Here is a 23,239-nt window from a genome sequence, read left to right on the forward strand (position 1 = left end):
AGGGGTCCACTCATGGACAGTCCTTACACACAGAGGTTGGATGGCGAGGCGGCGCGGGACGGTGGCGTGCCTCTCGTGGCGGCGGACACCTTCTCCCGGCTGCTCGGGGAGCTGCGCGCAGGCCAGCGCACACGCACCCAGGGCCTGAAGGGCGCGGCCCGGGGCCACGTGCTCGCCCGGCTGCATCGCGAGGCGAAGGCGCCGCTGGTGTGCGTGGCGGCGGACGAGGAGGCGGCCGACAGCCTGGCCTCCGACCTGGCCTTCTTCCTGGGCGGAACGGGCACGCTGCGAGCGCCGGGGGTGCTGCGGCTGCCCGCGGACGAGGTGCTCCCCTACGACGAGCTGTCCCCGGACGCGGCCGTCGTCACCGAGCGCATCGGCGCGCTGTACCACCTGGCGCGGGGCACGCGCTTCCCGGTGCTGGTGCTGTCCCTGCGCGCGCTGTACCGCCGCATGCTGCGCCCGGACGTCATGGCCCGGCTCACGGACCGGGTGACGGTGGGCCAGGAGTACGACCGCGACGCGCTGGCGCGGAAGCTCTCGCGCATGGGCTACCAGAACAGCCCCATGGTGGAGGACGTGGGGACGTTCTCCGTGCGCGGAGGGCTGCTCGACGTCTTCAGCCCGCTCTACGACAAGCCGGTGCGCCTGGAGTTCTTCGGTGACACCATCGACTCCATCCGCGCCTTCGACCCGGAGTCGCAGCGCACGGTGGACGCGCTGAAGGAAGTGGACCTGGTGCCCGCGCGGGAGCTCCTGCTCACCGAGGACACCCGCCCCCGCGCGGAGGCCGCCGCGCGCGCCGTCGCCGACCGCATCAACCTGCCCACCATCCAGCTGCGCGAGCGGCTGGACGCGCTGCGCGAGGGCCTGCCCGGCTTCGGGCTGGAGGGGCTGCTCCCCGGGCTGTTCGAGGGCGGGCTGGCCACGGTGTTCGACTTCCTGCGCGCGTGGAGCCCCGAGGGGCCCGTCTTCTACCTGGACGACCCGCTGGAGCTGTCGCGCGCGGCGGACGCGCTGTGGGAGGAGCTGGAGCGCACCTTCGCCCAGGCCGAGGAGCGCAAGGACCTGGTGTGCCCGCCGGCCGAGCACTTCCTGTCGCGCGACGCGGTGGAGCAGCAGCTGTCCGCCTATCGCGTCGTCGAGGGCGGTGGGCTGTCGCTGACGCAGTCGGAGAAGCCGCCGGTGTTGTTCCAGTTCGGCGGCACGCAGGACCTGCGGGAGGCCATCCTCGCGCACCATGGCGAGGAGGGCGCGCTGCAACCCCTGGTCGAGCGGCTGCAGCGCTGGCGCGACTCGCGCGTGGCGTGCGCGGTGGCGTGCGGCACGCTGAGCCAGGCGGACCGGCTCAAGCGGCTCTTGCTCGACCGCAACGTCATGGTGAAGGTGCACACCGAGCCCATGAAGGACGCGTCGGCGCTGTACGAGCCGTCCGTCTGGGCGCACCTCTTCACCGGCGAGGTGAGCCAGGGCTTCGTGGACGGCGGGGGCGGGCTGGCGCTCCTGTCGGACGAGGAGATCTTCGGCGTCCGCGCGCGTCGGCGCGTCAAGCGCGGCAAGAAGCTGGACGCGTTCGCCGCGGGCTTCAAGGACCTGAAGGAAGGCGACCTCATCGTCCACACCGACTTCGGCATCGGCCGCTACTCGGGCCTGACGAAGATGCAGGTGAACGGCGTGCCCGGGGACTTCCTCGTCCTGGAGTACGCGGGCCGGGACAAAATCTACCTGCCGGTGGGCCGCATGCGGCTCATCCAGAAGTTCACCGGCGGCAACCCGGAGACGGTCCAGCTCGACAAGCTGGGCACGACGAGCTGGGAGAAGACGAAGAAGCGCGTCAAGGAGCAGCTGCTCAAGATGGCGGCGGAGCTCCTGCAAATCGCCGCCTCGCGCCGCGCGCACCCGGGACACGCCTTCAGCGCGCCGGACCGCTACTTCGCCCAGTTCGAGGCGGACTTCGAGTTCGAGGAGACGCCGGACCAGGCCAAGGCGATTGAGGACGTGCTCTCCGACATGCAGAAGCCGGAGCCCATGGACCGGCTGGTCTGCGGCGACGTGGGCTACGGCAAGACGGAGGTCGCCATGCGCGCGGCCTTCAAGGCGACGCTGGACCGCAAGCAGGTGGCGGTGCTGGTGCCCACCACCGTGCTGGCGCAGCAGCACTTCCTCTCCTTCAAGAAGCGCTTCAAGGACTACCCCGTCACGGTGGAGGTCATCTCCGGCCTGAAGAAGCCGCCGGAGGTGCGCGAAATCCTCAAGCGCGCCAAGGAGGGCAAGGTCGACATCCTCATCGGCACGCACAAGCTGTTGGGCGGCGAGGTGGCCTTCAAGGATTTGGGGCTGATGATCGTCGACGAGGAGCAGCGCTTCGGCGTGAAGCAGAAGGAGTCGCTGAAGAAGTGGCGCTCCCAGATCGACGTGCTGACGCTGACGGCGACGCCCATCCCCCGCACGCTGCACATGAGCATGTCGGGCGTGCGCGACATGAGCATCATCGCCACGCCGCCGCAGGACCGGCGCGCCATCCGCACCTTCGTGATGAAGTACGACCCGCAGGTGGTGAAGGAGGCGATTGAGCGCGAGATTGCCCGCGGCGGTCAGGTGTTCTTCGTGCACAACCGCGTCGAGTCGCTGCCCTCCATGGAGCAGCAGCTGCGCGAGCTGGTGCCGCAGCTGTCCATCGGCGTGGCGCACGGCCAGATGGGCGAGGGGCAGCTCGAGAAGGTCATGCTGGAGTTCACCGAGCGCAAGCACCAGGTGCTGCTGTGCACGGCCATCATCGAGAGCGGCATCGACATCTCCAGCGCCAACACGATGATTGTCAATCGGGCGGACCAGTTCGGCCTGGCGCAGCTCTACCAGCTGCGAGGTCGCGTGGGCCGCTCCAAGGAGCGCGCGTACGCGTACCTGCTGGTGCCCACGCGCCGGGCGGTGACGCGCGACGCGCAGCGCCGGCTGGAGGTGCTCCAGAACTTCACCGAGCTGGGCGCGGGCTTCTCCATCGCCAGTCACGACCTGGAGATTCGCGGCGCGGGCAACCTGCTGGGCGAGAAGCAGTCTGGCGCCATCGCCGAGATTGGCTTCGACATGTACGCGCAGCTCCTGGAGGAGGCCGTCGCGGAGCTGCAGGGCCAGCCGCCCAAGGTGCAGATTGAGCCGGACGTCACGCTGCCCATGCCCGCGCTCATCCCGGACGACTACGTGGCGGACGTGCACCAGCGGCTCGTCTTCTACAAGCGCTTCAGCCAGGCCAGCCACCCGGACGAGGTGACGGACCTGCGCGCGGAGCTGGTGGACCGCTACGGCGAGGCCCCGGACGAGGTGGACCACCTGTCCGAGCTGACGCTGCTGAAGATCGACATGCGCGACCTCCGGCTGCGCGGCCTGGAGGTGGGGCCGCAGCGGCTGGTGGTGACGCTGGGCGCGGACGCGTTGCTCGACGGACCGAAGGTCGCGGGGCTGGTGCAGCGCTCGAAGGGCTACTACCGCCTCACGCCGGACATGAAGCTCATCGCCCGCGTGGCGCAGGGCACCCAGGGACACGACCTCATCGCCGAGGCGCGCAAGGTGCTCCGCGACTTGGACCACTGCTCGCTGCCGAGGAACTGAACGCGAAGAGGCTCGGGACACGAAGTCCCGAGCCTCCTGGATTCACACGCGGAGCTGACTACGGCGTGCCGTCGCTGTTGCCGCCGCGCTTGAACAGCTTGCCCAGCGCGACGAACAGCATCACCACACCGGCGATGACGACCTTCTTGCCGGCCAGCAGCACCGCGAGCAGGCCCTTGAAGAGCCCCGCCTTGGCGGCGACCTTGCCCGCCACCAGACCCGCGACACCATACGCGGCGACGCGGCCGGTGCTGGGGTCGAAGTCCTCGTAGCGGTGGCCCTGCTGGAACTCGGTGAAGGCCAGCACCTGCTTCATGTCCTTCTCCACCTGGGGCAGCGCCACCATGCTGGAGACGGCGTTGAGGACCAGCACGCCCTCCTTGCCCAGCACGCGGACGGCGTAGTTCAGCGTGTGCTCCTTGGAGCCACCGAAGGCCAGCTCCTGCGCCCAATACAGCTTGCGCGTGCTGGCGTCGTAGTGCGGGGTGGCGGCCCAGCCGACCAGGTCCACGGCCTCGAAGCCCGCGCGGGTGCGCTCCTTGTTCTCCTCGCGCGTGCCCTCCTGCATCTCCTCGAGCAGCTCCGCGTAGTCGATGCTGGCCGCGTCCTTGTCCTCCACGTGGCCGTCATCGTCGTACTGGATGACGACGCCCCAGCCCTCCGGCGCGTCCACGCTCACGTCCGAGGGGACCAGCATGCCCAGCGTCTTCGTGCCCGGAGGATTGCCCCACACCTCCACGAGCACCTTCTCCGCGTCCTCGGGCGACAGGTAGCCGAAGTTGGAGGGGACGTTCATCTTCGCCAGGCCGTTGCCCAGCACCACCACGCCGGTGCGCGGGTGCAGCTCGGGCAATGCCGGGGCCGCCACCTCCGCCGCCTCGGCGGCCTCCTGCTGCTCGGGGGCCCGGGCCCACGCGCTCACTCCCACCAGCAACACCACCGCGAACAACCCACGTCGACACTGCATTGAGCTCCCCCTCCAGGGATTCCAGACACAATCGGCCGGAGGGACGTGAAGCCTCAGCGAGGCTGACGATGCCGCGCGCGGCTCGACGCACAGGCGCGGCGGGCCTCCCGGGCCGAAAGGCGCGGCAACCTAGCGGCGCGTCGGAGCACGCGTCAAATCAGCGCCGGTGCGGGGGACAGACTCAGGCAGCTTCGGTTTTCGCGACAACCACGGGACGCACGAGAAAGTCGCGCGCGGTCGTGACGGCGCGTGTGTCCTGGAGCACCTGACCGGGCGTGTTGCCGTGGCCGATGAGCGCGCCGCGCCAGTGCATCTCCATGTAGTCCGCGCTGAGCTGGAGGCTCTTGAGCAGGGGCTGGGCGACGGCGTCGTCCTCCTCGGAGGAGTGCGAGGTCACCAGCGAGAGCACCTTGCCGCGCATGCACTCGCGAAAGCACAGCTCGGTGATTCTCAGCCAGTGGGACCAGTGCTCCAGATAGGACACCGCGTTGGCGGGCAGGCCATACCAGTAGACCGGCGCCACGAAGACGAGCTCGTCGGCGGACACCGTGCGCTGGGCGAGGTCCCGCAGCTCGGGGCTCAGGGGCTGCGTGTAGCCGCCGGGCGAGTGACGCAGGTCCTTGAAGACCGCTCCCCGGTAGCGCTCCAGGTTCACCCACTCCGCCACCGTGCCGTCCGGCAGGGACTCCGCGGCCTTGCGGGCGAGTTGCTCCGCGTTGCCGTTCTCACGGGCACTGGAGAGCAGGAAGAGGAGTCGACGGGAGTGCATGACGGAGGTCCGGGAGAAGGAGCGACCGGGCCTTCATAACGAAGGCGGTCGCTCCTCGCACGGGCCCCAGGCTCACTTGCCGCAGAAGTGCGCGACGGCGCGGGCCAGCACGGCCTCGCAGCGAATCAGGTCCTCGATGGGGACATGCTCGCCCGTCTGGTGGGCCACGCGGATGTCGCCGGGGCCGAACACCACTGCCTCCGCGCCCAGCTCCGTCATCTGCGGCGCCTCCGTGCCGAAGGGCACCGTGGTGGACGCATTGCCGCTGGCCTCGGCCAGGAAGCGCACCACCTCCGCGTCCGCTCGCGTGTTCACACCCCGGTCCGTGCGCAGCACGCGGATGCGCGCCTCGTACGCGGGCTCGTCGCGCACCAGCTCCTGGCGGATGGACTCCAGCAGCTCGGACACGCGCTCGGTGGGCTGCCCTGGAATCGGCCGCCACTCCACCGTGAAGCGGCACGAGCCCGGCAGGATGTTCTTCGCCTTGCCACCCTGGATGACACCCACGTTCACCGTGGTGAAGGGCGGCTGGAAGCCCTCGTCGAGCTCCTCGCGCAACACCGTGGTGGCCAGTTGCTCCAGTCGGTTGAGGAAGCGGCCCGCGCGGAAGATGGCCGACGCGCCCGTGTCCGGATACGCGCTGTGCCCTTCCTTGCCGAGCACCTCCACCTCCGCCAGGCAGTAGCCCTTGTTCGCGCGCACTGGCGTGAGCTTGGTGGGCTCACCGACGATGGCGTGCCGCGCGCGGCCCAGCCCCGCGGCCACCAGCTTCTTCGCGCCGATGAGGCCAATCTCCTCGTCCGCGGTGAGCACCACCATCAGCGGCGCGGAGAGCTTCTCGGCCCGCTCGGCGGCGTGCAGCGCGCACGCGATGAAGCCCTTCGTGTCACAGGCGCCGCGCGCGTAGAGCTTGCCGTCCTTCTCCGTCAGCTTCAGCGCGTCCGTCCACGCCGCGTCATACGGCACGCAGTCGGAGTGCCCCACCAGCGCGAGCGCCGCCCGGCCCGTGCCGCCCTTCACCGCGACCAGGTTCACCTTCTCCACGCCCGCGTCGTCCGTGTAGCGCTGACGCTCCGCGCTGAACCCGGCCTTCTCCAGCCGCGCCTGCGCGTAGTCGATGAGCGGGGCGTTGGGGCGCGCGGACGTGGTGTCCATCGCCACCAGCTCCGCCAGGGTGGCCCGCAGCGCGGGCAGCGTGTCGCTCATGAAGACTTCCTCCGTCGTGGCGTCATGCCATCGCCCGGCATCAGGCGCCAGCCCCCGTCAGCGATACAGCGAATGCGCGAGCGTCTGGAAGGCGCGTCCACTCTCCTCCGCCAGCGGATGCACGCCGTCCCGGACCACCAGCCGCCCGGCCACCGCCACCTCGCGCACCGCCGCCTTCTCCGCGCCCAGGACGATGGAGACGAGCAGCGACTCCGGCCCCGCGCCCACGAGCGACGGATGGCCCAGGTCCACCGTGAAGAAGTCCGCCAGCGCACCCGGCGTCAGCGCCCCCGTGGACAGCCCCAGACAGCGCGCGCCCTCCAAGGTGGCCATGTCCAGCAGCCGCGCGCCCAGGCCGGAGACCTGTCCACCTCCCGGGTCCAGGACCGAGCGCCGCAGCCGGGAGAGTCGCAGGTGCCCCTCGAGCTGACGGGCCTCGTCCAGCAGGTCCACGTGCGCCTGGCTGTCGGAGCCCAGGCTGATGTGCGCTCCCGCCTTCACCAGCGCGTCCGCGGGGACGATGCCGTCCCCCAGGTTGCGCTCCGTGGAGGGACACGCGCACACCGTCGCGCCAGCGGCGCCCAGCATGGACACCTCTTCGTCCGTCAGGTGCACGCCGTGCACGGCGGTGAAGCCCGCCCCCAACAGCCCCAGGTCCGACAGCAGCTCCACGGGCCGGCGGCCGTACTCCGCGAGGCTCGCTTCAATCTCCTTGGGCTGCTCGGCGACGTGCATGTGCACGGGGAAGCCTCGCGCCTTGGCGACGGCGGACAGCCAGCCCTTCGGCACCGCGCGCACGCTGTGGGGCGCGAGCCCCACGCTCACCGCCGCGTCCCCCTTCACCTCGCTCGCGAGCGACTCCGCCGACGCGAGGAACGTGTCCACGTCCGGGTCGATGAAGCGCCGCTGCCGGGGATTGGGTGCCACCTGGAAGCCCGCGCGCGCATAGCCCACGCGGAGCAGACAGATGCGCAGGCCCGCGTCCCGCGCGGCGCGGATGACGGCCTTGGCCAGCACGTTCCGGTCCGCGTACGGGGTGCCGTCCTGCTGGTGGTGGATGTAGTGGAACTCGCCCACGGTGGTGATGCCGGCGAGCGCCATCTCCACGAAGACCTGACGGGAGGCCACGTAGACGTCGTCGGGCCCCAGGGACTCGGCGGCGCGATACATGGCCTCGCGCCAGCTCCAGAAGTCATCCGCCTCGTGCCCGGCGACCACGTACTCGGTGCGCCCGCGGATGAGCCGCTGGAACGCGTGGGAGTGGCCATTGACGAGCCCCGGCAACAACGCGCGGCCTCGCAGCCGCACGACGCTCGCCCCGGCGGGCACGGCGGTCGAATCGAGGATACGGCCATCAGCGCCCACGGCCAGGGCGCCCCCTTCGATGAGCCGGCCTCCCACGTACAGGAAGTCCGGCTGGTAGACAGTGATGTCGCTCACCCCGCCGAGCGTACGTCAGCGGACCGGGCCACGCAGCAGCCGTGACGCGGTCCGCCCGCGTCGCTGTCAGCGCCCGAACTCCGCCAGCTTCCAGCCTTCGTCGGGAGCCGGATGATTCGAGTTGTCATCCGCGCCCGGACGCCCCAGCCCCCGGTGCACGGCGGGCGCGGAGGCGTTCACCGAGCCCACATAGAACACGCCGTGGTAGCCCTCCGAGTTCACCGAGTCCCACGTGTGCACGAAGTAGCGCTCGCCGTTGTTCTTGCCCTTCGTCTCACGCACGCCGCAGTCCAGCCGGTCCCTCTTGCCCTGGCTGTCCACCGAGCAGATCCACGCCGTGCCGCTGTCGTACGCCATGTCCAGCGCCACCACGTCGTCCAGCTTCTCCTTCAGGAGCAAGCCCATCGGCCGGTGGTCCTTGTTCCACGGCAGACCCTTCTTCGTGCGCGAATGGATGTTGCCCGACAGCACCACATAGAAGCGCTTCGGCGCCGACTCCACCTGGTGGATGAGAGTAGCCGCCATCGCGTCCTCGCGCTGCTGCCCGTTCGCCTTCGGGTGGTCGAACACGACGACGTCCACGTCCAGTCCCTGCGAGCGCAGCTGACGCAGTTGCTCCAGCATGTTCGCCATCGCCTCACTGCCGCGCCCGTCCGGATACGGGCTGCGCCAGAACGGCGCCTCCATCAGCTTGAGCCAGTCACCCTCCTCGCCCTGGCTGTCGAGGAACGCATCCACGCGCCCCTGGTTCTCCAGCGGCAGCTCCAATCCCACCGTCACCGGCGTTCCCGCCACCGTCACCTGGCAGGACGTCTGGGCCACGAAGCGCGGCACCTCCTGCGTGCCGTGCAGCTCCCCCAGCATCATCACCGTGCCGGGCCTGGCCTGCTTGCCCAGGCCGATGATGGGCAGGCCGCACTCGATGGCCACCTGCGACGGCGCTTCCTTCGCCTTGGGCGCCTTGGCCACCTGCACCGGCTTGGGCGCGTTCTCTTCCTTCGCCAGCTTCGGCGCCACCTCGCGGAACACCCGCCACTCCATCAGGAGGTCACGCTGCGCCTGCCCTGACTCGGCGAAGAAGGCGTTCTCACCACGCGGCTCCGCGATGACCTCCTCCCAGTCCTCGGTGCTGGTCAGCACCGAGCTCTCTCCGTCCGTGGCCCCCATGTCACCGTCCCCGCCCTTGAGCCCCACGCCACGCCCGACGCCCCAGTCGAGCTGCACCGCCGGGTTCTGCAGCGCCTTGTTCCGGCTCTTGGTGATGCGGAAGATTTGAAGCTTGCTCGTCGTGGGCGTCTCGCGCCGGCCGACGACCATGTAGCGGTGGAAGAAGCCCGCGACCTTCGAGCCTCCGAATTCCTGCCGCCACTCCGTCTCCAGCACCCGGCTGCCCTTGTCCTCGCGGAAGGGCAGCTCGTTGCGGGTGAAGAACTCCCGGACCTCCGGCCACATCTCGTCCAGTGGACGGTCGTAGATGGCCTCCCGGTCCGGAATCTCCAGGTCACTGCGGTGGGCCGCGCACCCCAGCCCCACCCACGTCGACAGCAACAACACCGCGTAAAGAACCGAGCGCATCCACCCTCCCGACATCACGTTCCAGAGCGGGAAACGCGAGCGGGAGGGCGGACATATCGCCCGGCACTACCTCGACGACGCGACCTTCCCCGCCTCGGGCGTGAAGGGGTTCTTGCTGCCCTCCTTGCCAGGGCCGCTGTCACCCACGCGGATGGCCGGCGCGGAGGCATTCACCGCGCCCACGTAGAACACCCCGTGGTAGCCCTCCGCGTTCGCCGAGTCCCACGTGTGCACGAAGTAGCGCTCGCCGTTGTTCTTGCCCTTCGCGTCGCGCACGCCGCAGTCCAGCCGGTCTCGCACGCCCTTGCTGTCCACCGAGCAGATCCACGCCGTGCCGCTGTCGTACGCCATGTCCAGCGCCACCACGTCGTCCAGCTTCTCCTTCAAGAGATAGCCCATCGGCCGGTGGTCCTTGTTCCACGGCAGGCCCTTCTTCGTGCGCGAGTGGATGTTGCCCGACAGCACCACATGGAAGCGCTTGGGTCCCGCCTCCACCTGGAGCGCCACCGTGGCCGCCATCGCGTCCTCGCGCTGCTGCCCGTTCGCCTTCGGGTGGTCGAACACGAAGACATCCACGTCCAGGCCCTGCGAGCGCAGCTGGCGCAGGTGCTCCAGCATGTTCGCCACGGCCGCGCTGCCGCGCCCATCCGGGTACGGGCTGCGCCAGAACGGCGCCTCCATCAGCTTGAGCCAGTCGTCCTCGCCGCCCGGGCTGTCCAGGAACGTGTCCACGCGGCCCTGGTTCTCCAGCGGCAGCTCCAGTCCCACCGTCACCGGCAGCCCCGCGACCACCGCCTGACACGCCATCTGCGCCACGAAGCGCGGCACCTCCTGCGTGCCGTGCATCTCGCCCAGCAGCATCACCGTGCCGGGCTTCGCCTTCTTGCCCAGGCCGATGATGGGCAGGCCGCACTCCACCGCCATCTGCGACGGCGCCTCCTTCGCGTTGGGGGCCTTGGCCACCTGCACCTGCTTGGGCGCGTTCTCTTCCTTCGACAGGAGCGGCGCCACCTCGCGGAACACCCGCCACTCCATCACCATGTCGCGCTGGCCCTGCGCGGACTCGGCGAAGAAGGCGTTCTCCCCACGAGGCTCCGCCAGCCGGTCCTCGAAGTCCTCCGAGCTCAGGCCGGGCGTCTCCGAGTCGGCCCCGCCGTTCAGGTTGCGGCTGACCCCCCAGTCGATCTGCACGGCCGGGTTCTGCAGCGTCTTGTTCCGGCTCTTGGTGATGCGGAAGATTTGAAGCTTGCTCGTCGTGGGCGTCTCGCGCCGGCCCACCACCAGGTAGCGGTGGAAGAAGCCGGAGATCTTCGAGCCTCCGAACTCCTGCCGCCACTCCGTCTCCAGCACCCGGCTGCCCTTGTCCTCGCGGAAGGGCAGCTGGTTGCGGGTGAAGAATCCCTGGACCTCCGGCCACATCTCCTCGAGCGGCCGGTCGTAGATGGCCTCCCGGTCCGGGTAGTCCAAGTCACTGCGATGGGCCGCGCAGCCCATGACGAACAAACCTGCCAGCACCGCGACGACGGCGGACCGCACCATGCTGCCTCCCGGAAGTCCTTGTCCGGGAGCCTAGAACGGCGGCACACGTCTGGCATATCGCCCGGGGGAAGTCCGCCCCAGGTGCGGGCCCCGGGTCAGGCCTGGACCTCGGAGCCCTCGTGCAGCGGGGCGCGCTCCTTCTCCCAGGGGCGGGTCCGGACGGCCTCGCGGATCCACAGGATGTGACGGCGCTCGTCCTCGCGGTGTCGCTCGATGAGCAGGCGCACATCGGGGCTCCAGTCGAAGCGCAGGGCCACGTCGTAGGAGCGGTTCGAGTACTCCTCGTTGCCGAGCATCGCCACCAGCGCGGCCTCGGTGCCCATCAGGCTGGACATCGCCGTCAGGCCCTTCATCGCCGCGCCCTTCAAGTCGGGCTTCAGGTCCAGCGGCGCGCCTCCGAAGTGGTGGATGAAGCCGTTGAGCTCCCGGACATGGCGCACGTGGTCGGCACGGAACTCGGCGAGCCGCTCACGCACCAGCGGCTCCGGGATGCGCGCGAGCGCCGCGTCATAGGCGCCCACCGCGTCCGCGTCGAGCTGCGCAAGGCTGCGCAGGCGTGCCACCTCGGACTTCTCGGCCATGTCGACATCCTCCAAGCCTAGGGACCGCAGGCAATGTGAGAAGCCTCTTCCCACGAGCCAACCCGTCCCCCAGTGCCTCGGCCCGGCCGCTCCGACACCGGGCAGGCGGCCTGGAGGTGGGTTCAGGAGCGGGGATGCGCGGGGCGCAGCGGCAGCGAGCCCTCGCCGCGGGCGCCCCGACGCTCGGCGCGGCGGTGCTTGAGCACGATGAGCTCGCCGACCAGGGCGCTCAGCAGAATCAGCGCGTTGGTCACCACGAAGACCCAGTTGCCCACCAGCACGCTGTAGGTGGTGAAGCCCACGGAGGCGGTGATCTGCCCCAGGAAGAGCCACTGCGAGACGCCCTCACTGGAGCCGGTCTTCCACTGCTTGTGGATCTGCGTCCCCAACGTCAGCAACAAGATGAAGGAACTGAACCACCCCACCGCCTCGATGCCCATGCAGCGCCTCCCGCGTACAGATGCGCATGTGCGGGCACGGCGACAGCTGCGCATTCCTCGGAGGCTCATGGAGACCCCGCTGTCCAGGCGACGTGGCCGGGGCTTGTCGGGTCGCCCGCTCGGATGCAGGTGACGCGGGCGCTCGACGCGGGACGGCGCGGTCGACATTGCGATGGGCTTCCTGGATGCCGACCGTTGAGTCGTGAACCGCGCACGCACACGACTCCAGACCTACCGCCGCAAGCGGGACTTCCGCCGCACCCCGGAGCCCGCTCCGGAGGCGCCGGCCTCCTCGGACGGCGCGCCTGTCTTCGTGGTGCACAAGCACGATGCCACCAGCCTCCACTACGACTTGCGTCTGCAGGTCGATGGCGCGCTGGCGAGCTGGGCCGTGCCCAAGGGGCCCAGCTACGACCCGGGTGACAAGCGGCTCGCGGTGGAGACCGAGGACCATCCCCTCGCGTACGCCGACTTCGAGGGACACATCCCCGACGATGCCTACGGCGGTGGGGACTCCCTGCTCTGGGACCGGGGCACGTTCGACACGGTCCCTCCGGGACAGGCCCACGCGCAGCGCGAGCACGGGCGGCTCCACGTCGAGCTGCAGGGCGAGAAGCTGCGGGGGCGCTGGCACCTCATCCGCACCCGGCTCCGGGGGAGCGCGAAGAAGCCGCAGTGGCTGCTCTTCAAGGCGAACGACGAGACGGCGGACCCCTCGCTCGACATCACCACGGAGCGGCCCGAGTCGGTGAAGAGCGGACAGGTCCAGACGCGGGGCCCGGTGAAGCGGGGCGCGAGGAAGCGGCCCGCGTCGCGCGCGCGGGAGGTCACGACCACGTCCACGAAGCAGCGCAAGCCTCGTGCGCTGGCGACACCTCGCACGCCGGCGAAGCTGCTGGAGCGATTGGGCGCGCCCATGCTGGCGCGACTGTCGGTGCCGGAGGAGGTCACCGACGCGACGCACGTCTACGAGGTGAAGTACGACGGCTTCCGCGCGCTGGCGGCGCTCGTGGGCGGCAAGCTCGCGCTGCGGAGCAGGCGGGGCAATGACCTGTCGAAGCGCTTCCCCGCGCTCGCCGAGGCCCTGCGCGGGCTGCGCGTGAAGGACGTGGTGCTGGACGGCGAAATCGTCGCGCTGGATGCGAAGGGCCGCTCGCGCTTCCAACTGCTCCAGCAGGGCTTGGAGGGCGTGGAGCAGCGCTTCGTGGTGTTCGACATCCCGTGGCTCGACGGTGAGGACCTGCGCGGCCTGCCGTTGGAGGAGCGACGGGCGCGGCTGGAGCGGGTGATGAAGCACGCGCGGCTCCCGCTTCAGCTCTCGGAGCGCATCGAGCTTCCGATGAAGCGCGCGCTGGACCAGGCGCGCAGGAAGGACTGGGAGGGGCTCATCGCGAAGCGGCGAGGCTCCACGTACGTGGACACGCGCTCGGGCGACTGGCTCAAGCTCAAGGTGGTGGCGGGACAGGAGGTGGTCATCCTCGGGTACCTGCCCATCCAGAACGAGCGCTCCAGGACGGAGCTCGGCGCGCTGCTCGTCGGGGTGCATCGCGAGGACGGCTTCCACGACGTGGGCAAGGTCGGCACGGGCTTCACGTCGAAGGACCGGCGCGAGCTGCGGCGGCTGCTCGACGAGGACGTGGTGCGCAAGCCCGCGGCCGTGGACGCGAAGCCGCGCAAGGGCGCGGTGTGGGTGAAGCCCCGGCACGTGGCGCAGGTGAACTTCAGCGAGTGGACCGAGGACGGCCGGCTGCGCCAACCCGTGTACCAGGGGCTGCGCATCGACAAGGCTCCGACGGAGGTGGTCCGTGAGCGTCCCGCGCCTGCCTCGCGAGGGGCACGGAAGACCTCGGATGAGACCTCCACGGCGGCTGGCACAAGACAGCGTCGCGCCGCCGCGCCCGTGCGTGGCGCTTCGCGGCGCACGGCCTCCGCTGGCGGCTCACGACAACGTCACTCGACGGGCTCGCTCAGCGCACCGCGCGCCCAGGCCGCGCGCACCTCCCCGCCCACATCGCGCGACGGGCACGCCACGCTGACGCACGGGGACCGCGTGCTCTTCCCGGAGGCCGGCCTGACGAAGGCGGATGTCTTCGAGTACTACCGAGAGGTCGCGCCCTTGATGGTCCCCGTCCTCGAGGACCGCCCCATCTCCGTGCAGCAGTGGCCCGCGGGAATCCAGGCGCCGGGCTTCTTCCGACACGAGCTGTCGGGCATCCCCGAGTGGGTGCCCACCCAGCGCGTGCGACACCTGGACAAGACGCTGCGCCACGTGAACGTGAACGGCGAGGAGCCCCTGCTGTGGCTCGCCAACCAATCCGCGCTCACGCTCCACATGTGGCTGAGCCGCGCGCCCAGGCTCTCGCAGCCCGACTTCCTGGCCATGGACCTGGACCCGGGCAAGGGCGGCTGGTCCGACGTGGTGACGGTGGCGCTCGCGCTGCGCGGACTGCTCGAGGAGCAGGGCCTCGACAGCTATCCCAAGACCTCCGGCAAGCGCGGCCTGCACGTCATGATTCCCCTGGCCCCCGGACACACGTACGCGAAGGTCCAGGCCCACGCGGACGCGCTGGCCCATGCGCTGGAGGCGCGACTGGGTGAGCTGGCCACCACGGTGCGTGGCATCCGCGCGCGCAAGGGCCGGCTGTACCTGGACGCGGGACAGAACGCGCGCGGCAAGACGGTCGTCGCGCCCTACTCCCTCCGGGCCAAGGAGGGCGCCCCCTTCTCCGCGCCCCTGAAGTGGAGCGAGGTCACCCGACGCCTCGACCCCGCGCGCTTCAACCTCCGCACGCTCAAGAAGCGCCTGGACCAGGTGGGGGACCTGTTCGCCCCCGCGTTGAAGCATCCGCAGCGGCTGCCGGACTGACACGCCCGGCCGCTCGCCGCTCCCCTTCGCGACACACCGTGCATGACGTCGGGGCCGGTGTTATGGGGCGACGCCACCATGGACTCCGCTGTCGCCTCCGGCCCCGTGAAGCCCGCGAGCCGTCTGAAGGTCGCCCTCGCCTACTGCACCTGCTTCCTGCTCTGGGGCTCCACCTGGTCCGTGGTGAAGGTGGGCCTGGAGGACCTGCCCCCCTTGCGCTTCCTCGGCACGCGCATGCTGGTGGCGGGGCTCGTCCTGCTGCCCTTCGCCCGCGCCGCGGGACAGGTGGATCTGCGCACCGGCGGACGCATCGCCGCGCTGGGCCTGCTCCAGCTCGCGGCGCCCTTCACCCTGCTCTTCTTCGCGCAGCAGTGGATTCCGTCCAGCTGGGCCGCGCTGCTGTTCTCCACCTTCCCCGTGTGGCTGCTGTTCGTCGGCCGCCTCCTCCTGCCGGACCAACCCCTCACCCCCGGCAAGCTCCTGGCCGCGGGCCTGGGCGTGGCGGGCGTGGTGCTGCTCCAGTCCTCCGACATCCAGGGGATGGCGCTGTCCGGCAAGATGCTGCTGGGCGTGGGGATGACGCTCTTCTCCGTGGTCCTCATCGCCGTGGCCAACGTGCTCGTCCGTCGCCACATGGCGCACGTGCCTCCGCGCGTGCTCGTCTTCGGACAGGCGCTCAGCAGCGCCGCGCCCCTGCTCGCGCTCTCGTTCCTGCTGGAGTCGAACGCCGCCGTGACGTGGACGCCGCGCGCCGTGGGAGCGGTGCTCTACCTGGCCATCTTCGGCACCGCGTTCACCTACCTGTGCCTCTACTGGCTCCTGCCGCGCATCTCCCTCACCGCGCTGGGCATCATGGCGCTGCTCGACACGCTGGTGGCGGTGGTGCTGGGCGTCGCGTTCCTCGGCGAGCCGCTCACGCTGTCGCTCGTCGTGGGCGGCTCGCTCATCCTCGGGAGCGCGGCCCTGGCCAACGCGCTGCCCCAGCAGTCCCCGCCCCGGCCCGACGAACAGGCCCGGGGCTGAGGGCACTCGCTCACCGCGACGCGTTCAGCGCACGGTGCTCCTGAATCCACGCGCGCGCCTCGTCGAGCGTGTCCACGTAGCGCACGTCCAGCGGACGCCCACCGGTGAGCATGGAGCCCACCATCAGGCTCTTGGTGGTGGCCTTCTGCTCCAGCGCCGCGCCCACGTAGACGATGCCCAGGAACCAGTCCGCCTTCGCGTGCTCCACCAGGTAGCGGCGCGACTCCGGGCTCAGCTGCGAGTCGGCGATGTCCGCCGCCAGGTAGAAGCGCCCCTCGGCGGACAGCGACTGGTACAGGCCACAGGACCAGCGCGACGTGTCCTCGGTGATGGCGCCCCGGAAGCGCGCCCACAGGATGTCCGGCGCTTCCAACCACGCACGCTGCGCGCCGTGGCTCCACTCCTGCTCCCAATCCCTTGCCATGCGACTCCCGCGAAGAGGCCGGGCCCAGGATAGGACCGACGGCCTCCGCTTCCCACTGGCCCGCCGCTAGAAGCGCAGCGGCAGCGAGAACGCCGTCCCGTTCTGCGTGCCCGTCCGGAAGCTGCGCGGCGCGCCGATGACCAGCGTGGGCGGCGTAGTCTGGTTACCCGGCGTCAGCGCGACATCCTGACCAATCTGGCTTCGCTCGGAGCCATCCCCGGCGACGAGGAGGAAGGGCGACAGCGCGCCCTGCATGCCGGGGCCGCCCGCGTAGATGAACACGGCGCCGCCGCCATCCGAGGCCTCGGAGGCGCCCGGCGCGCCCACGACGAGGTCCGGCACCTTGTCGCCCGACAGGTCCACGTTGCCCGCCAGCGACGTGCCGAAGCCCACCGCGCGCGACTTGTGCACCAGGACGATGGGGCTGAGCCCGTCACCGAAGAGGCCCACCACGCCCGAGGCCACGTGCTCGGGCTTGGCCATCTCCGCCCGGAGCGTGGCGATGTCGACGAGCAGCACCACCGGCTGGGTGGTGCCGTTGAAGGGCACGGACGTGGCGCTGATGGCCAGGAAGTCGCGCGCGTCTCCACCACCGCCCGCGTTGCCCAGGACCTTGCCCGCGCGAGCGATGGCGAGCCCCAGGCCCTGGTTGTTGAGCTGCACCTCGCTGTCCGCGGCGATGCGCCACACCGTGGCCGTGGTGCGCGAGCACTTCGCGCCGTAGCCCAGGAGGATGGCCACGCCCGAGCGGGTGCCCTCCGCGTAGCGCCACGCCAGGTCGTCACACGTGTCGCCGTCGATGTCGCCCAGCGACGTGAGCGCGCTGGTCTGCAGCGCCATGGAGGGCCAGGTGTAGACGGGGTCGCAGACCATGGTGAGCTTGCTCAGCCCGGCGTCGTCCGGCGCGCGGCCCAGGAACACCTCCATGCCGCGGTCTCGCAGCACGCCCACGTCCTCGAACCCGTCGTTGTTGAAGTCGAAGCCGCCCACCAGCCCACGCCCCAGCGCCGAGCGCTTGCACTTCGCGTCCGTCTCCGGCGTGCAGCCGGCAATCTGCAGCGGCGCCCACATGCGGTACGCGGGCTTGTAGCTGCCGTCCGCCTGCCCGAGCGACACCAGCACGCCGCCCACGGACTGGCTGCCCGTGGTGAGGCACTCGGCGCGCGTCGTGTGGTACTGCGCCGCGTGCTCCGCGCTGGTGCTCGCCGGGACGATGAGGCCCGTGGCGCCCACCACCAGGTCCGGGCGGCCATCCTTGTTGAAGTCGGTGAAGGCCACGTCCGCGCCCACCGAGCGGCCCGCCGTATGCGGGGACGGCGCGCCCTCCGCGGCCACCGTCGCATCCCCCGTACGCGCCACCGGCCGCACATACGCGCGGCCGATGGAGAGCGCGTCACCATCTCCATTGGCGCCCGCGCCGGACCACCCCGGCGCGCCCAGGAGCGCCAGCGCGCCCGAGGCGCCCGTCGTCACCGCCACCTGCTCACCCACGCGCTCCACGCTGGGCCGCGCGGGGACATAGGAATGCGTGCGCGCCCACTCCGTCAGCGACGCGCCACCCCGGCGGAACAGCTCCACGCGGCCGGTGTACGCGCCCGCCTCCGACGACGCGCGTCCTGCGAAGGCCGCCAGCGAGTCCCCCTCCGGCAGCTTCCACACCGCCAGGCCCGCGCCCAGCGTGTCGGACCGGGCCGTGCCGTTGAGCGACAGCAGCGGCTTGTTGATGACCGCGCCCTTCGTCAGCGTGGCCAGCGGGTACGCCAGCACCTTGCCACCGAAGCGCAGCGCGGTGGCGCCCGTGCCGGGCTGTGCGTAGGGGGCGCCCAGGAGCAGCTCCGGCCCCGGCACGCCGTCCACGTCGAGCACCGCGAAGCTGCGCCCCGCGACGATGCCGCCCGACTCGCCGTAGATGCGCGCGAAGGCCTCCTCGCGCTTCACCTGCGGCGGCGTGGCCGCGGGGTCACCCGTGGGCGCGTGGGTGCTCAGGTCGAACAGCAGCGCGCCACCCGCGTCGCTGGCCGCGCGGTTGCCGCCGCTGGCGCTCAGGTCCGGCGAGTCCGCGCGGTCCGCCACCGCCATCAGCAGCGGCGGGCGCGTGTCATCACCGGGGATGGCGCCCAGCCGCCACGTGCCCTCGTTCGAGTCCGCGAGGTTGGCGGGCAGCACGTACACGTCCGGGGTCGCCCGGAAGCGGATGCCCTCCGAGCGCGCGAAGAAGACGGAGATGGCCACCTGCGTGCCGGAGACCGCGCCCTCCGCGTTGTAGCGAGACACCTTGCTCAGCGCGGCGAGGTCCAGCCGCCCGTCCTTGTTGAAGTCCGCCGTCACCAGCGCGCGGCCCATGTCCGAGCCCGTGCGCGCCATGGGCGCTCCGTCCTTCGTCAGGTCCGAGCCCCCCAGGCGAATCGAGGGCAGGTCCGGCACCGGGGCGCTCGCCGAGGAGAGGTAGATGTCCACGGTGCCACGCGCGCGGATGGCGTTGGTGGGCGCCAGGTCTCCGACGGGCGAGCCCACCACCAGGTCCACCTTGCCGTCCCCATCCATGTCCGCCACGGCCATGCCCGCGCCGAAGGCCGCGTCGCGCAGCAGCCCCGCCAGTTGCAGGCGCAGCGGCGCCGGGGCCCCGCCCTTGAAGGTGTAGAGGTACACCGCGCCCGCGTTGCTCACCGCCACGTCCGCGCCCGGCGAGGACACCACCAGCTCCGCGCGCCCGTCGCCGTCCAAATCACCCGCGGCCAGCGCGTCACCAAACTGCGCCGTGTCCGTGTCGCCCGTCAGCACCCACAAGGGCTGCGGGTCCAACCCGCCGTTGCCGCCCTTGTAGATGAAGACGGCGCCGCCGGTGGGCCGGCCCAGGTCACTCTCACGCTGGCCCACGGCGAGGTCCAGCACGCCGTCGCCGTCGAAGTCCGCCGTCACCATCGTGGCCGCGTCGGTGAGCCGTCCGTGCGCCAGGCCCGGCCGCGTCAGCTCGTCCAGCACCACCACCGTGACGGACGCCTTGTCACCGGTGAACGGGTCGGAGGCCTCCAGCAGCGCCGCGCCCGTGTCGCCCGAGAGGAAGCCGATGCGCCCGGCCGCGAGCGTCCCCGGCCCGGACACCTTGCTCCACACCACCCTGTCACTGCCGCCCCGCGTGAACAGCGGCACGGACGAGCCCGAGGGCACCGCCAGGTACGCGGGCGCGCCGGCCAGCCGCGCCGTCCTGCTCACGGTGTACTGCAGCTCCACCTCGTCGCCCGTCTGCGAGTCGCGCACGGAGACCAGGTCCAGGCCCTCGTTCGCGCCCGCGGTGTAGCGGCCCTCCGGCGTCAGCGTGGCGCCAGAGCGGTTCTGCTTCAGGCTGTAGGTGGCCGTGCCCAGCAGGCCCTGCGTCGCCACCTGGAAGGACACGCCCGGGCGCACGTCCGCGCGCCCGGGCGCGATGTCGAACGCGGCGATGACGTCCACCGTGGCGCGCGCGTCACCGGGACAGCGCGCGTCCTCCACCACCAGCGTGTCGCTGCCCGGCGTGTGCCCCGCGATGAAGCGGTTGCCGCGCAGCTCACCCGACGAGCCTCCGTCCTGCAGCGTGTAGCGGTACTGGCCGCTGCCGCCGGTGGCCACCAGCGCCACGGGGGCCCCCACGCGCACCCGCGAGGGCTCGGCGCGGAGGCTCACGGGCGACAGCCCCGTGCACCGGTCCACCTCCGGAGGCGGCTCGTTCTCACGTGCGGGGTCCAGGTCGTCGGAGCAGGCCGTCACGAGGAGCGCGAGCAGGGGAGCCGCGCGAGGAAATCGAATCATGGGGGTGCCTCGGGGGTAAGGCGGGACGACTAGGGCTTCGCGCCGGACGCGGCCCAGCGCTGGATGAGGGAGATGAGCTGCGGGTCCAGCGGCCCGTCGGCGGGCATGCGCTGGTCTCTCACCGCGGCGGTGATCAGCGCCGCGTTCTCCTTCCACAGCTCGTACGTGTTGAGCGCCCGGCCGGGGCCGGTGATGTGGCACTTCTCGCAGCGCGACACGTGGATGGGCTGGATGTCCGTCGCCCAGCTCAGCACCGCGGTGCTCACCGGCTGGTAGTCGAAGGGCACCAGCCGCTTCGCCTCGGTGCCATCCAGGAAGCGCGCCACCACGCCCAGGGCCAGACGGCCGGCGGGCAGGCCCGCGAACGAGTACGCCTTGGGCGTGCCGTCGTCCTCGGTGCCCCCCAGGCTGTACACGGGGCCCTCGCCCTGCGCGCGGAACTCCGCGCCGCCGAGCTGGAAGACGACCTCCTCCGGGTCCACGCCCGCGGGCATCACCGCGCGCACCACCAGGCCGTCCTCCACCACCTGCATGCCCTGGTGCAGCCCCGTCACGCGCGGCGCGGGGGACCTGCTCACCGCCACCGTCTCGCCGCCCAGCTGCACCCACGCGCAGCCGCTCTCGTCCGCGGACAGGAAGCGGAACTCGCGCGTGTCGATGCCCTGCGCCAGGCCCCACTCGTTCGCGTCCGCGTCGTACAGCAGCAGCGCGTCGCTCGACTTCACCCACAAGAAGCGCCCCGACGCGAGCAGCTGCGCGGGCCGCTGCGGCAGCGTCACCCGACGCCAGCCCTCCTTCGGGCGGCGCAGGAGGCCCTGGCTGGTGAGCAGCCACAGCTCACCCGCCGTGCCCAGCCCCGGCCCCAGGCCGGCGAGCGACTGCACCTCTTCACCCTCCGCCAGCGGCGCCCCCTCCTCGCGCACGTCGAAGTGCACCAGGCTGGTGGCCACGGCGACGTACAGCTTGCCGCCGCGCAGGAACCACACGCCCGCCGAGCCCTCCGCCGTCGGCGCCGCCGCCAGCGCGGTGATGCCGGTGAGCGCCTCGCCCTTCACCTTCAGGGCGGACAGCGTGCCGTCGCGCAGCTGGAACAGGCCGGTGGGATGCGCCAGCCACACCGCGCCGTCGGCGGCCTGCGTCGTCGCGCTGATGCCCAGCCCCAGCGCGTCACGCCACGGCGGGGAGATGAGCCAGCCGGACTCGGCGAGGAACAGGCCGTTCTGCGCCTCGACGAGCGCGCTGTGCGGCCCCATCCGGAACACGGCGTTCACCGTGCCCGGCTGGGCGCTGTTGCCCGGGTGGGGCTCCAGCGCGCCGAGCGAGCCGTCCAGCCGCAGGCGCACCACCTTGCCGCTGGTGTTGGCGAAGATGCCGCCACCGGACTGGTCCGCGAAGCCCGGGGCGGACGCCAACGCCGTCTTCGCCCGGACCTCGGTGGGCCGGAACGAGACGGGCCGGGGCCTGTCCAGCGGGAGTGAGTCCTCGCCGCACGCGGCGACGAGGACGGCGGCGCAGAGAGGGAGGAGGCGAAGGAGGCCGGGGGCGGAGGACCGCCCCTGGGCCAGGTCCCGGGGGGCTCGGGGATGGGTGCGCATGCGGCTTTCAGGCGAGGATGGGACGGAGGGGCTCCACACGGGTGATGCTGTAGTCCAGGCCCGCCGAGGCCAGCACCGTGGCGATGACGTGCTCGGGCAGGATGTTCTCGCCGTTGGGGTTGGCGGCGCCGGTGCGCAAGTCGAACGTGCCCGGGGCCATGCCGATGTCGCCGCTCTTGCCGAAGACGTAGTTGTGCTTCACGCCGGCGCCCATGACCATGCACGAGTTCGAGATGTGGTGGTCGCGGCCGCCGGAGCTGTTGATGAGCGGCGTGCGGGAGAACTCGGAGAACACCATGATGGTGGTGTGGTCCATGAACGTCCCGCCCGAGGGGTGCTGGGACGCGCGCAGGTCATCCACCAGGCTGGCCAGCGCGTCGAAGCCGCGGCGCTGGTTGTTCGCGTGGGTGAGCTGGGTGCCGAAGTGCGTGTCCAGGCCGCCGGTGAGGTTGATGGTGACGCACTGGGCGATGCCCTTCTTGAGCGCGGTGCCCACCATGGCGGCGCGGCCCGCCTCGTTGTCGTAGCGGCCGCTCTGGTCCAGGCCGTAGCGCTGGCGCACCGCGGCCATGTCGTCGTTGTTCAGCTCGAAGCGGAACGACGACTCCAGCTGCTGCGTCATCACCTGCTGCATCTGGTCGCGGCTGTTCTGGTACGTGGTGCCCACGCCGCGCGCGCCGTAGGCGGCCTGCTCGCAGTTGATGGGCTGGCCCCGGAAGTCCACCAGCTGCTTCTCGATTTCGCTGTCCAGCAGCTGCGAGCTGGGCTTGAGCGTGAGCAGCAGGTCGTCCTTGCGGCTGACGCGCAGCGCGTTGGCGTAGCCGGGGTAGCGGTCGTTGTACGACTCCACGTTGAACGCGATGTTGGAGATGGGCACGCGGGGCTTCATCTGCCCCACGATTTCCGTCGCGGTGGAGGAGCCGCGCGCCGCGCTGCCGATGGGCATCTTCCCGGTGAGGAAGTAGCGGTAACCCACCTCGTGACCCAGCGTGTTCATGTTGATGCCGCGCACCACCGTCATCAAATCGTAGTGGTCCGCCAGCCGCCCCACCGCCGGCCCGAAGTCGATGTTCGAGCGGCCCTTGCCGGCGATGTCCGGGCGCAGGGGGATGGAGGAGAAGCGCGAGTCGTTGATGAGGTTGTAGCCGGGGAGGATGCGCGTCTCCGCGGCGCGGTCCGCGGTGAACTCCTCCGGGTCCTTCGGGTCGAAGGCGAGCAGCTGGTCCCAGCCGCCGTTGAAGTACACGAAGACGAAGCAGCGGTCCGCCGGGGCCAGCGCGGCGGCCTGGGCGAAGGAGCGGAAGGGCAGTCCGCCCAGCAGGGTGGAGCCCATGAAGCCGGCGGCGGCCTTGAGGAAGGTGCGGCGCTCGGGACGGTGGTTCTCGTCGAGGCGATTCTTCTTCATCGAAGTCACTCCGCGCT

At 71.1% G+C, this 23,239-nt stretch carries 15 protein-coding genes; 3 read left to right on the forward strand and 12 right to left on the reverse strand.

Annotated features, from left to right (window positions below; all coding sequences use genetic code 11):
* The first annotated feature begins 12 nt into the window (after window positions 1-12).
* Window positions 13-3,606 carry a transcription-repair coupling factor gene (gene mfd, locus K8625_RS18960; protein ID WP_223783485.1) on the forward strand — a complete coding sequence of 1,198 codons (3,594 nt, stop codon included), beginning with the start codon at window positions 13-15 and terminating at the stop codon, window positions 3,604-3,606.
* Window positions 3,607-3,664: 58 nt separating this feature from the next.
* Here mfd and K8625_RS18965 read toward each other — a convergent pair whose 3' ends face one another.
* The 8 genes from K8625_RS18965 to K8625_RS19000 form a co-directional block, all read right to left on the reverse strand.
* Window positions 3,665-4,573: a DUF2167 domain-containing protein gene (locus K8625_RS18965; protein WP_223783486.1), complete on the reverse strand. Its 909-nt coding sequence runs from the start codon at window positions 4,571-4,573 to the stop codon at window positions 3,665-3,667.
* A 181-nt stretch (window positions 4,574-4,754) separates the two neighbouring features.
* Entirely contained in the window at window positions 4,755-5,342 is a 588-nt protein-coding gene (locus K8625_RS18970; RefSeq protein ID WP_223783487.1) for a flavodoxin family protein, read from the reverse strand.
* A 72-nt stretch (window positions 5,343-5,414) separates the two neighbouring features.
* Window positions 5,415-6,548, reverse strand: a complete 1,134-nt coding sequence (gene argE, locus K8625_RS18975; RefSeq protein ID WP_223746102.1) for an acetylornithine deacetylase — start codon at window positions 6,546-6,548, stop codon at window positions 5,415-5,417.
* Between the two features lie 57 nt (window positions 6,549-6,605).
* On the reverse strand, window positions 6,606-7,988 hold the full coding sequence (gene hutF / locus K8625_RS18980) for a formimidoylglutamate deiminase (protein ID WP_223783488.1): 1,383 nt from the start codon (window positions 7,986-7,988) through the stop codon (window positions 6,606-6,608).
* Window positions 7,989-8,054: 66 nt separating this feature from the next.
* Window positions 8,055-9,563: a hypothetical protein gene (locus tag K8625_RS18985; protein WP_223783489.1), complete on the reverse strand. Its 1,509-nt coding sequence runs from the start codon at window positions 9,561-9,563 to the stop codon at window positions 8,055-8,057.
* A gap of 66 nt (window positions 9,564-9,629) precedes the next feature.
* Complete coding sequence (locus K8625_RS18990) at window positions 9,630-11,099, reverse strand: hypothetical protein (RefSeq protein WP_223746471.1); 1,470 nt, start codon at window positions 11,097-11,099, stop codon at window positions 9,630-9,632.
* A 98-nt stretch (window positions 11,100-11,197) separates the two neighbouring features.
* Window positions 11,198-11,683 (reverse strand): ferritin-like domain-containing protein, encoded by a 486-nt coding sequence (locus K8625_RS18995; RefSeq protein WP_223783490.1) that lies wholly within the window; start codon window positions 11,681-11,683, stop codon window positions 11,198-11,200.
* A 122-nt stretch (window positions 11,684-11,805) separates the two neighbouring features.
* Entirely contained in the window at window positions 11,806-12,123 is a 318-nt protein-coding gene (locus K8625_RS19000; RefSeq protein ID WP_141323359.1) for a PQ-loop domain-containing transporter, read from the reverse strand.
* Window positions 12,124-12,325: 202 nt separating this feature from the next.
* Here K8625_RS19000 and ligD point away from each other — a divergent pair, with 202 nt between their 5' ends.
* A complete protein-coding gene (gene ligD, locus K8625_RS19005) occupies window positions 12,326-14,989 on the forward strand; it encodes a DNA ligase D (protein ID WP_223783491.1) in 2,664 nt (887 codons plus the stop codon).
* A 78-nt stretch (window positions 14,990-15,067) separates the two neighbouring features.
* Window positions 15,068-16,012 (forward strand): DMT family transporter, encoded by a 945-nt coding sequence (locus K8625_RS19010; protein ID WP_223746098.1) that lies wholly within the window; start codon window positions 15,068-15,070, stop codon window positions 16,010-16,012.
* A 10-nt stretch (window positions 16,013-16,022) separates the two neighbouring features.
* Here the strand turns inward: K8625_RS19010 and K8625_RS19015 are convergent, their stop codons facing one another.
* The 4 genes from K8625_RS19015 to K8625_RS19030 form a co-directional block, all read right to left on the reverse strand.
* A complete protein-coding gene (locus K8625_RS19015) occupies window positions 16,023-16,436 on the reverse strand; it encodes a hypothetical protein (RefSeq protein WP_046711169.1) in 414 nt (137 codons plus the stop codon).
* Window positions 16,437-16,502: 66 nt separating this feature from the next.
* Window positions 16,503-20,222: a VCBS repeat-containing protein gene (locus K8625_RS19020; protein WP_223783492.1), complete on the reverse strand. Its 3,720-nt coding sequence runs from the start codon at window positions 20,220-20,222 to the stop codon at window positions 16,503-16,505.
* 29 nt (window positions 20,223-20,251) lie between these two features.
* Complete coding sequence (locus K8625_RS19025) at window positions 20,252-21,817, reverse strand: hypothetical protein (RefSeq protein WP_223746096.1); 1,566 nt, start codon at window positions 21,815-21,817, stop codon at window positions 20,252-20,254.
* 7 nt (window positions 21,818-21,824) lie between these two features.
* Window positions 21,825-23,222 carry a DUF1501 domain-containing protein gene (locus tag K8625_RS19030; protein WP_141323350.1) on the reverse strand — a complete coding sequence of 466 codons (1,398 nt, stop codon included), beginning with the start codon at window positions 23,220-23,222 and terminating at the stop codon, window positions 21,825-21,827.
* Window positions 23,223-23,239: the final 17 nt, after the last annotated feature.

The organism is Myxococcus sp. AS-1-15 (genome assembly GCF_020037055.1).
GTDB classification, from domain to species: Bacteria; Myxococcota; Myxococcia; order Myxococcales; family Myxococcaceae; genus Myxococcus; species Myxococcus fulvus.

Excerpts from the sequence above, each read along its gene's own strand:
- mfd (WP_223783485.1), top strand. The coding sequence starts at position 13 with ATGGACAGTCCTTACACACAGAGGTTGGATGGCGAGGCGGCGCGGGAC.
- K8625_RS18965 (WP_223783486.1), bottom strand. The coding sequence starts at position 4,573 with ATGCAGTGTCGACGTGGGTTGTTCGCGGTGGTGTTGCTGGTGGGAGTG.
- K8625_RS18970 (WP_223783487.1), bottom strand. The coding sequence starts at position 5,342 with ATGCACTCCCGTCGACTCCTCTTCCTGCTCTCCAGTGCCCGTGAGAAC.
- argE (WP_223746102.1), bottom strand. The coding sequence starts at position 6,548 with ATGAGCGACACGCTGCCCGCGCTGCGGGCCACCCTGGCGGAGCTGGTG.
- K8625_RS18985 (WP_223783489.1), bottom strand. The coding sequence starts at position 9,563 with ATGCGCTCGGTTCTTTACGCGGTGTTGTTGCTGTCGACGTGGGTGGGG.
- K8625_RS18995 (WP_223783490.1), bottom strand. The coding sequence starts at position 11,683 with ATGGCCGAGAAGTCCGAGGTGGCACGCCTGCGCAGCCTTGCGCAGCTC.
- K8625_RS19000 (WP_141323359.1), bottom strand. The coding sequence starts at position 12,123 with ATGGGCATCGAGGCGGTGGGGTGGTTCAGTTCCTTCATCTTGTTGCTG.
- K8625_RS19010 (WP_223746098.1), top strand. The coding sequence starts at position 15,068 with ATGGACTCCGCTGTCGCCTCCGGCCCCGTGAAGCCCGCGAGCCGTCTG.
- K8625_RS19015 (WP_046711169.1), bottom strand. The coding sequence starts at position 16,436 with ATGGCAAGGGATTGGGAGCAGGAGTGGAGCCACGGCGCGCAGCGTGCG.
- K8625_RS19020 (WP_223783492.1), bottom strand. The coding sequence starts at position 20,222 with ATGATTCGATTTCCTCGCGCGGCTCCCCTGCTCGCGCTCCTCGTGACG.
- K8625_RS19025 (WP_223746096.1), bottom strand. The coding sequence starts at position 21,817 with ATGCGCACCCATCCCCGAGCCCCCCGGGACCTGGCCCAGGGGCGGTCC.
- K8625_RS19030 (WP_141323350.1), bottom strand. The coding sequence starts at position 23,222 with ATGAAGAAGAATCGCCTCGACGAGAACCACCGTCCCGAGCGCCGCACC.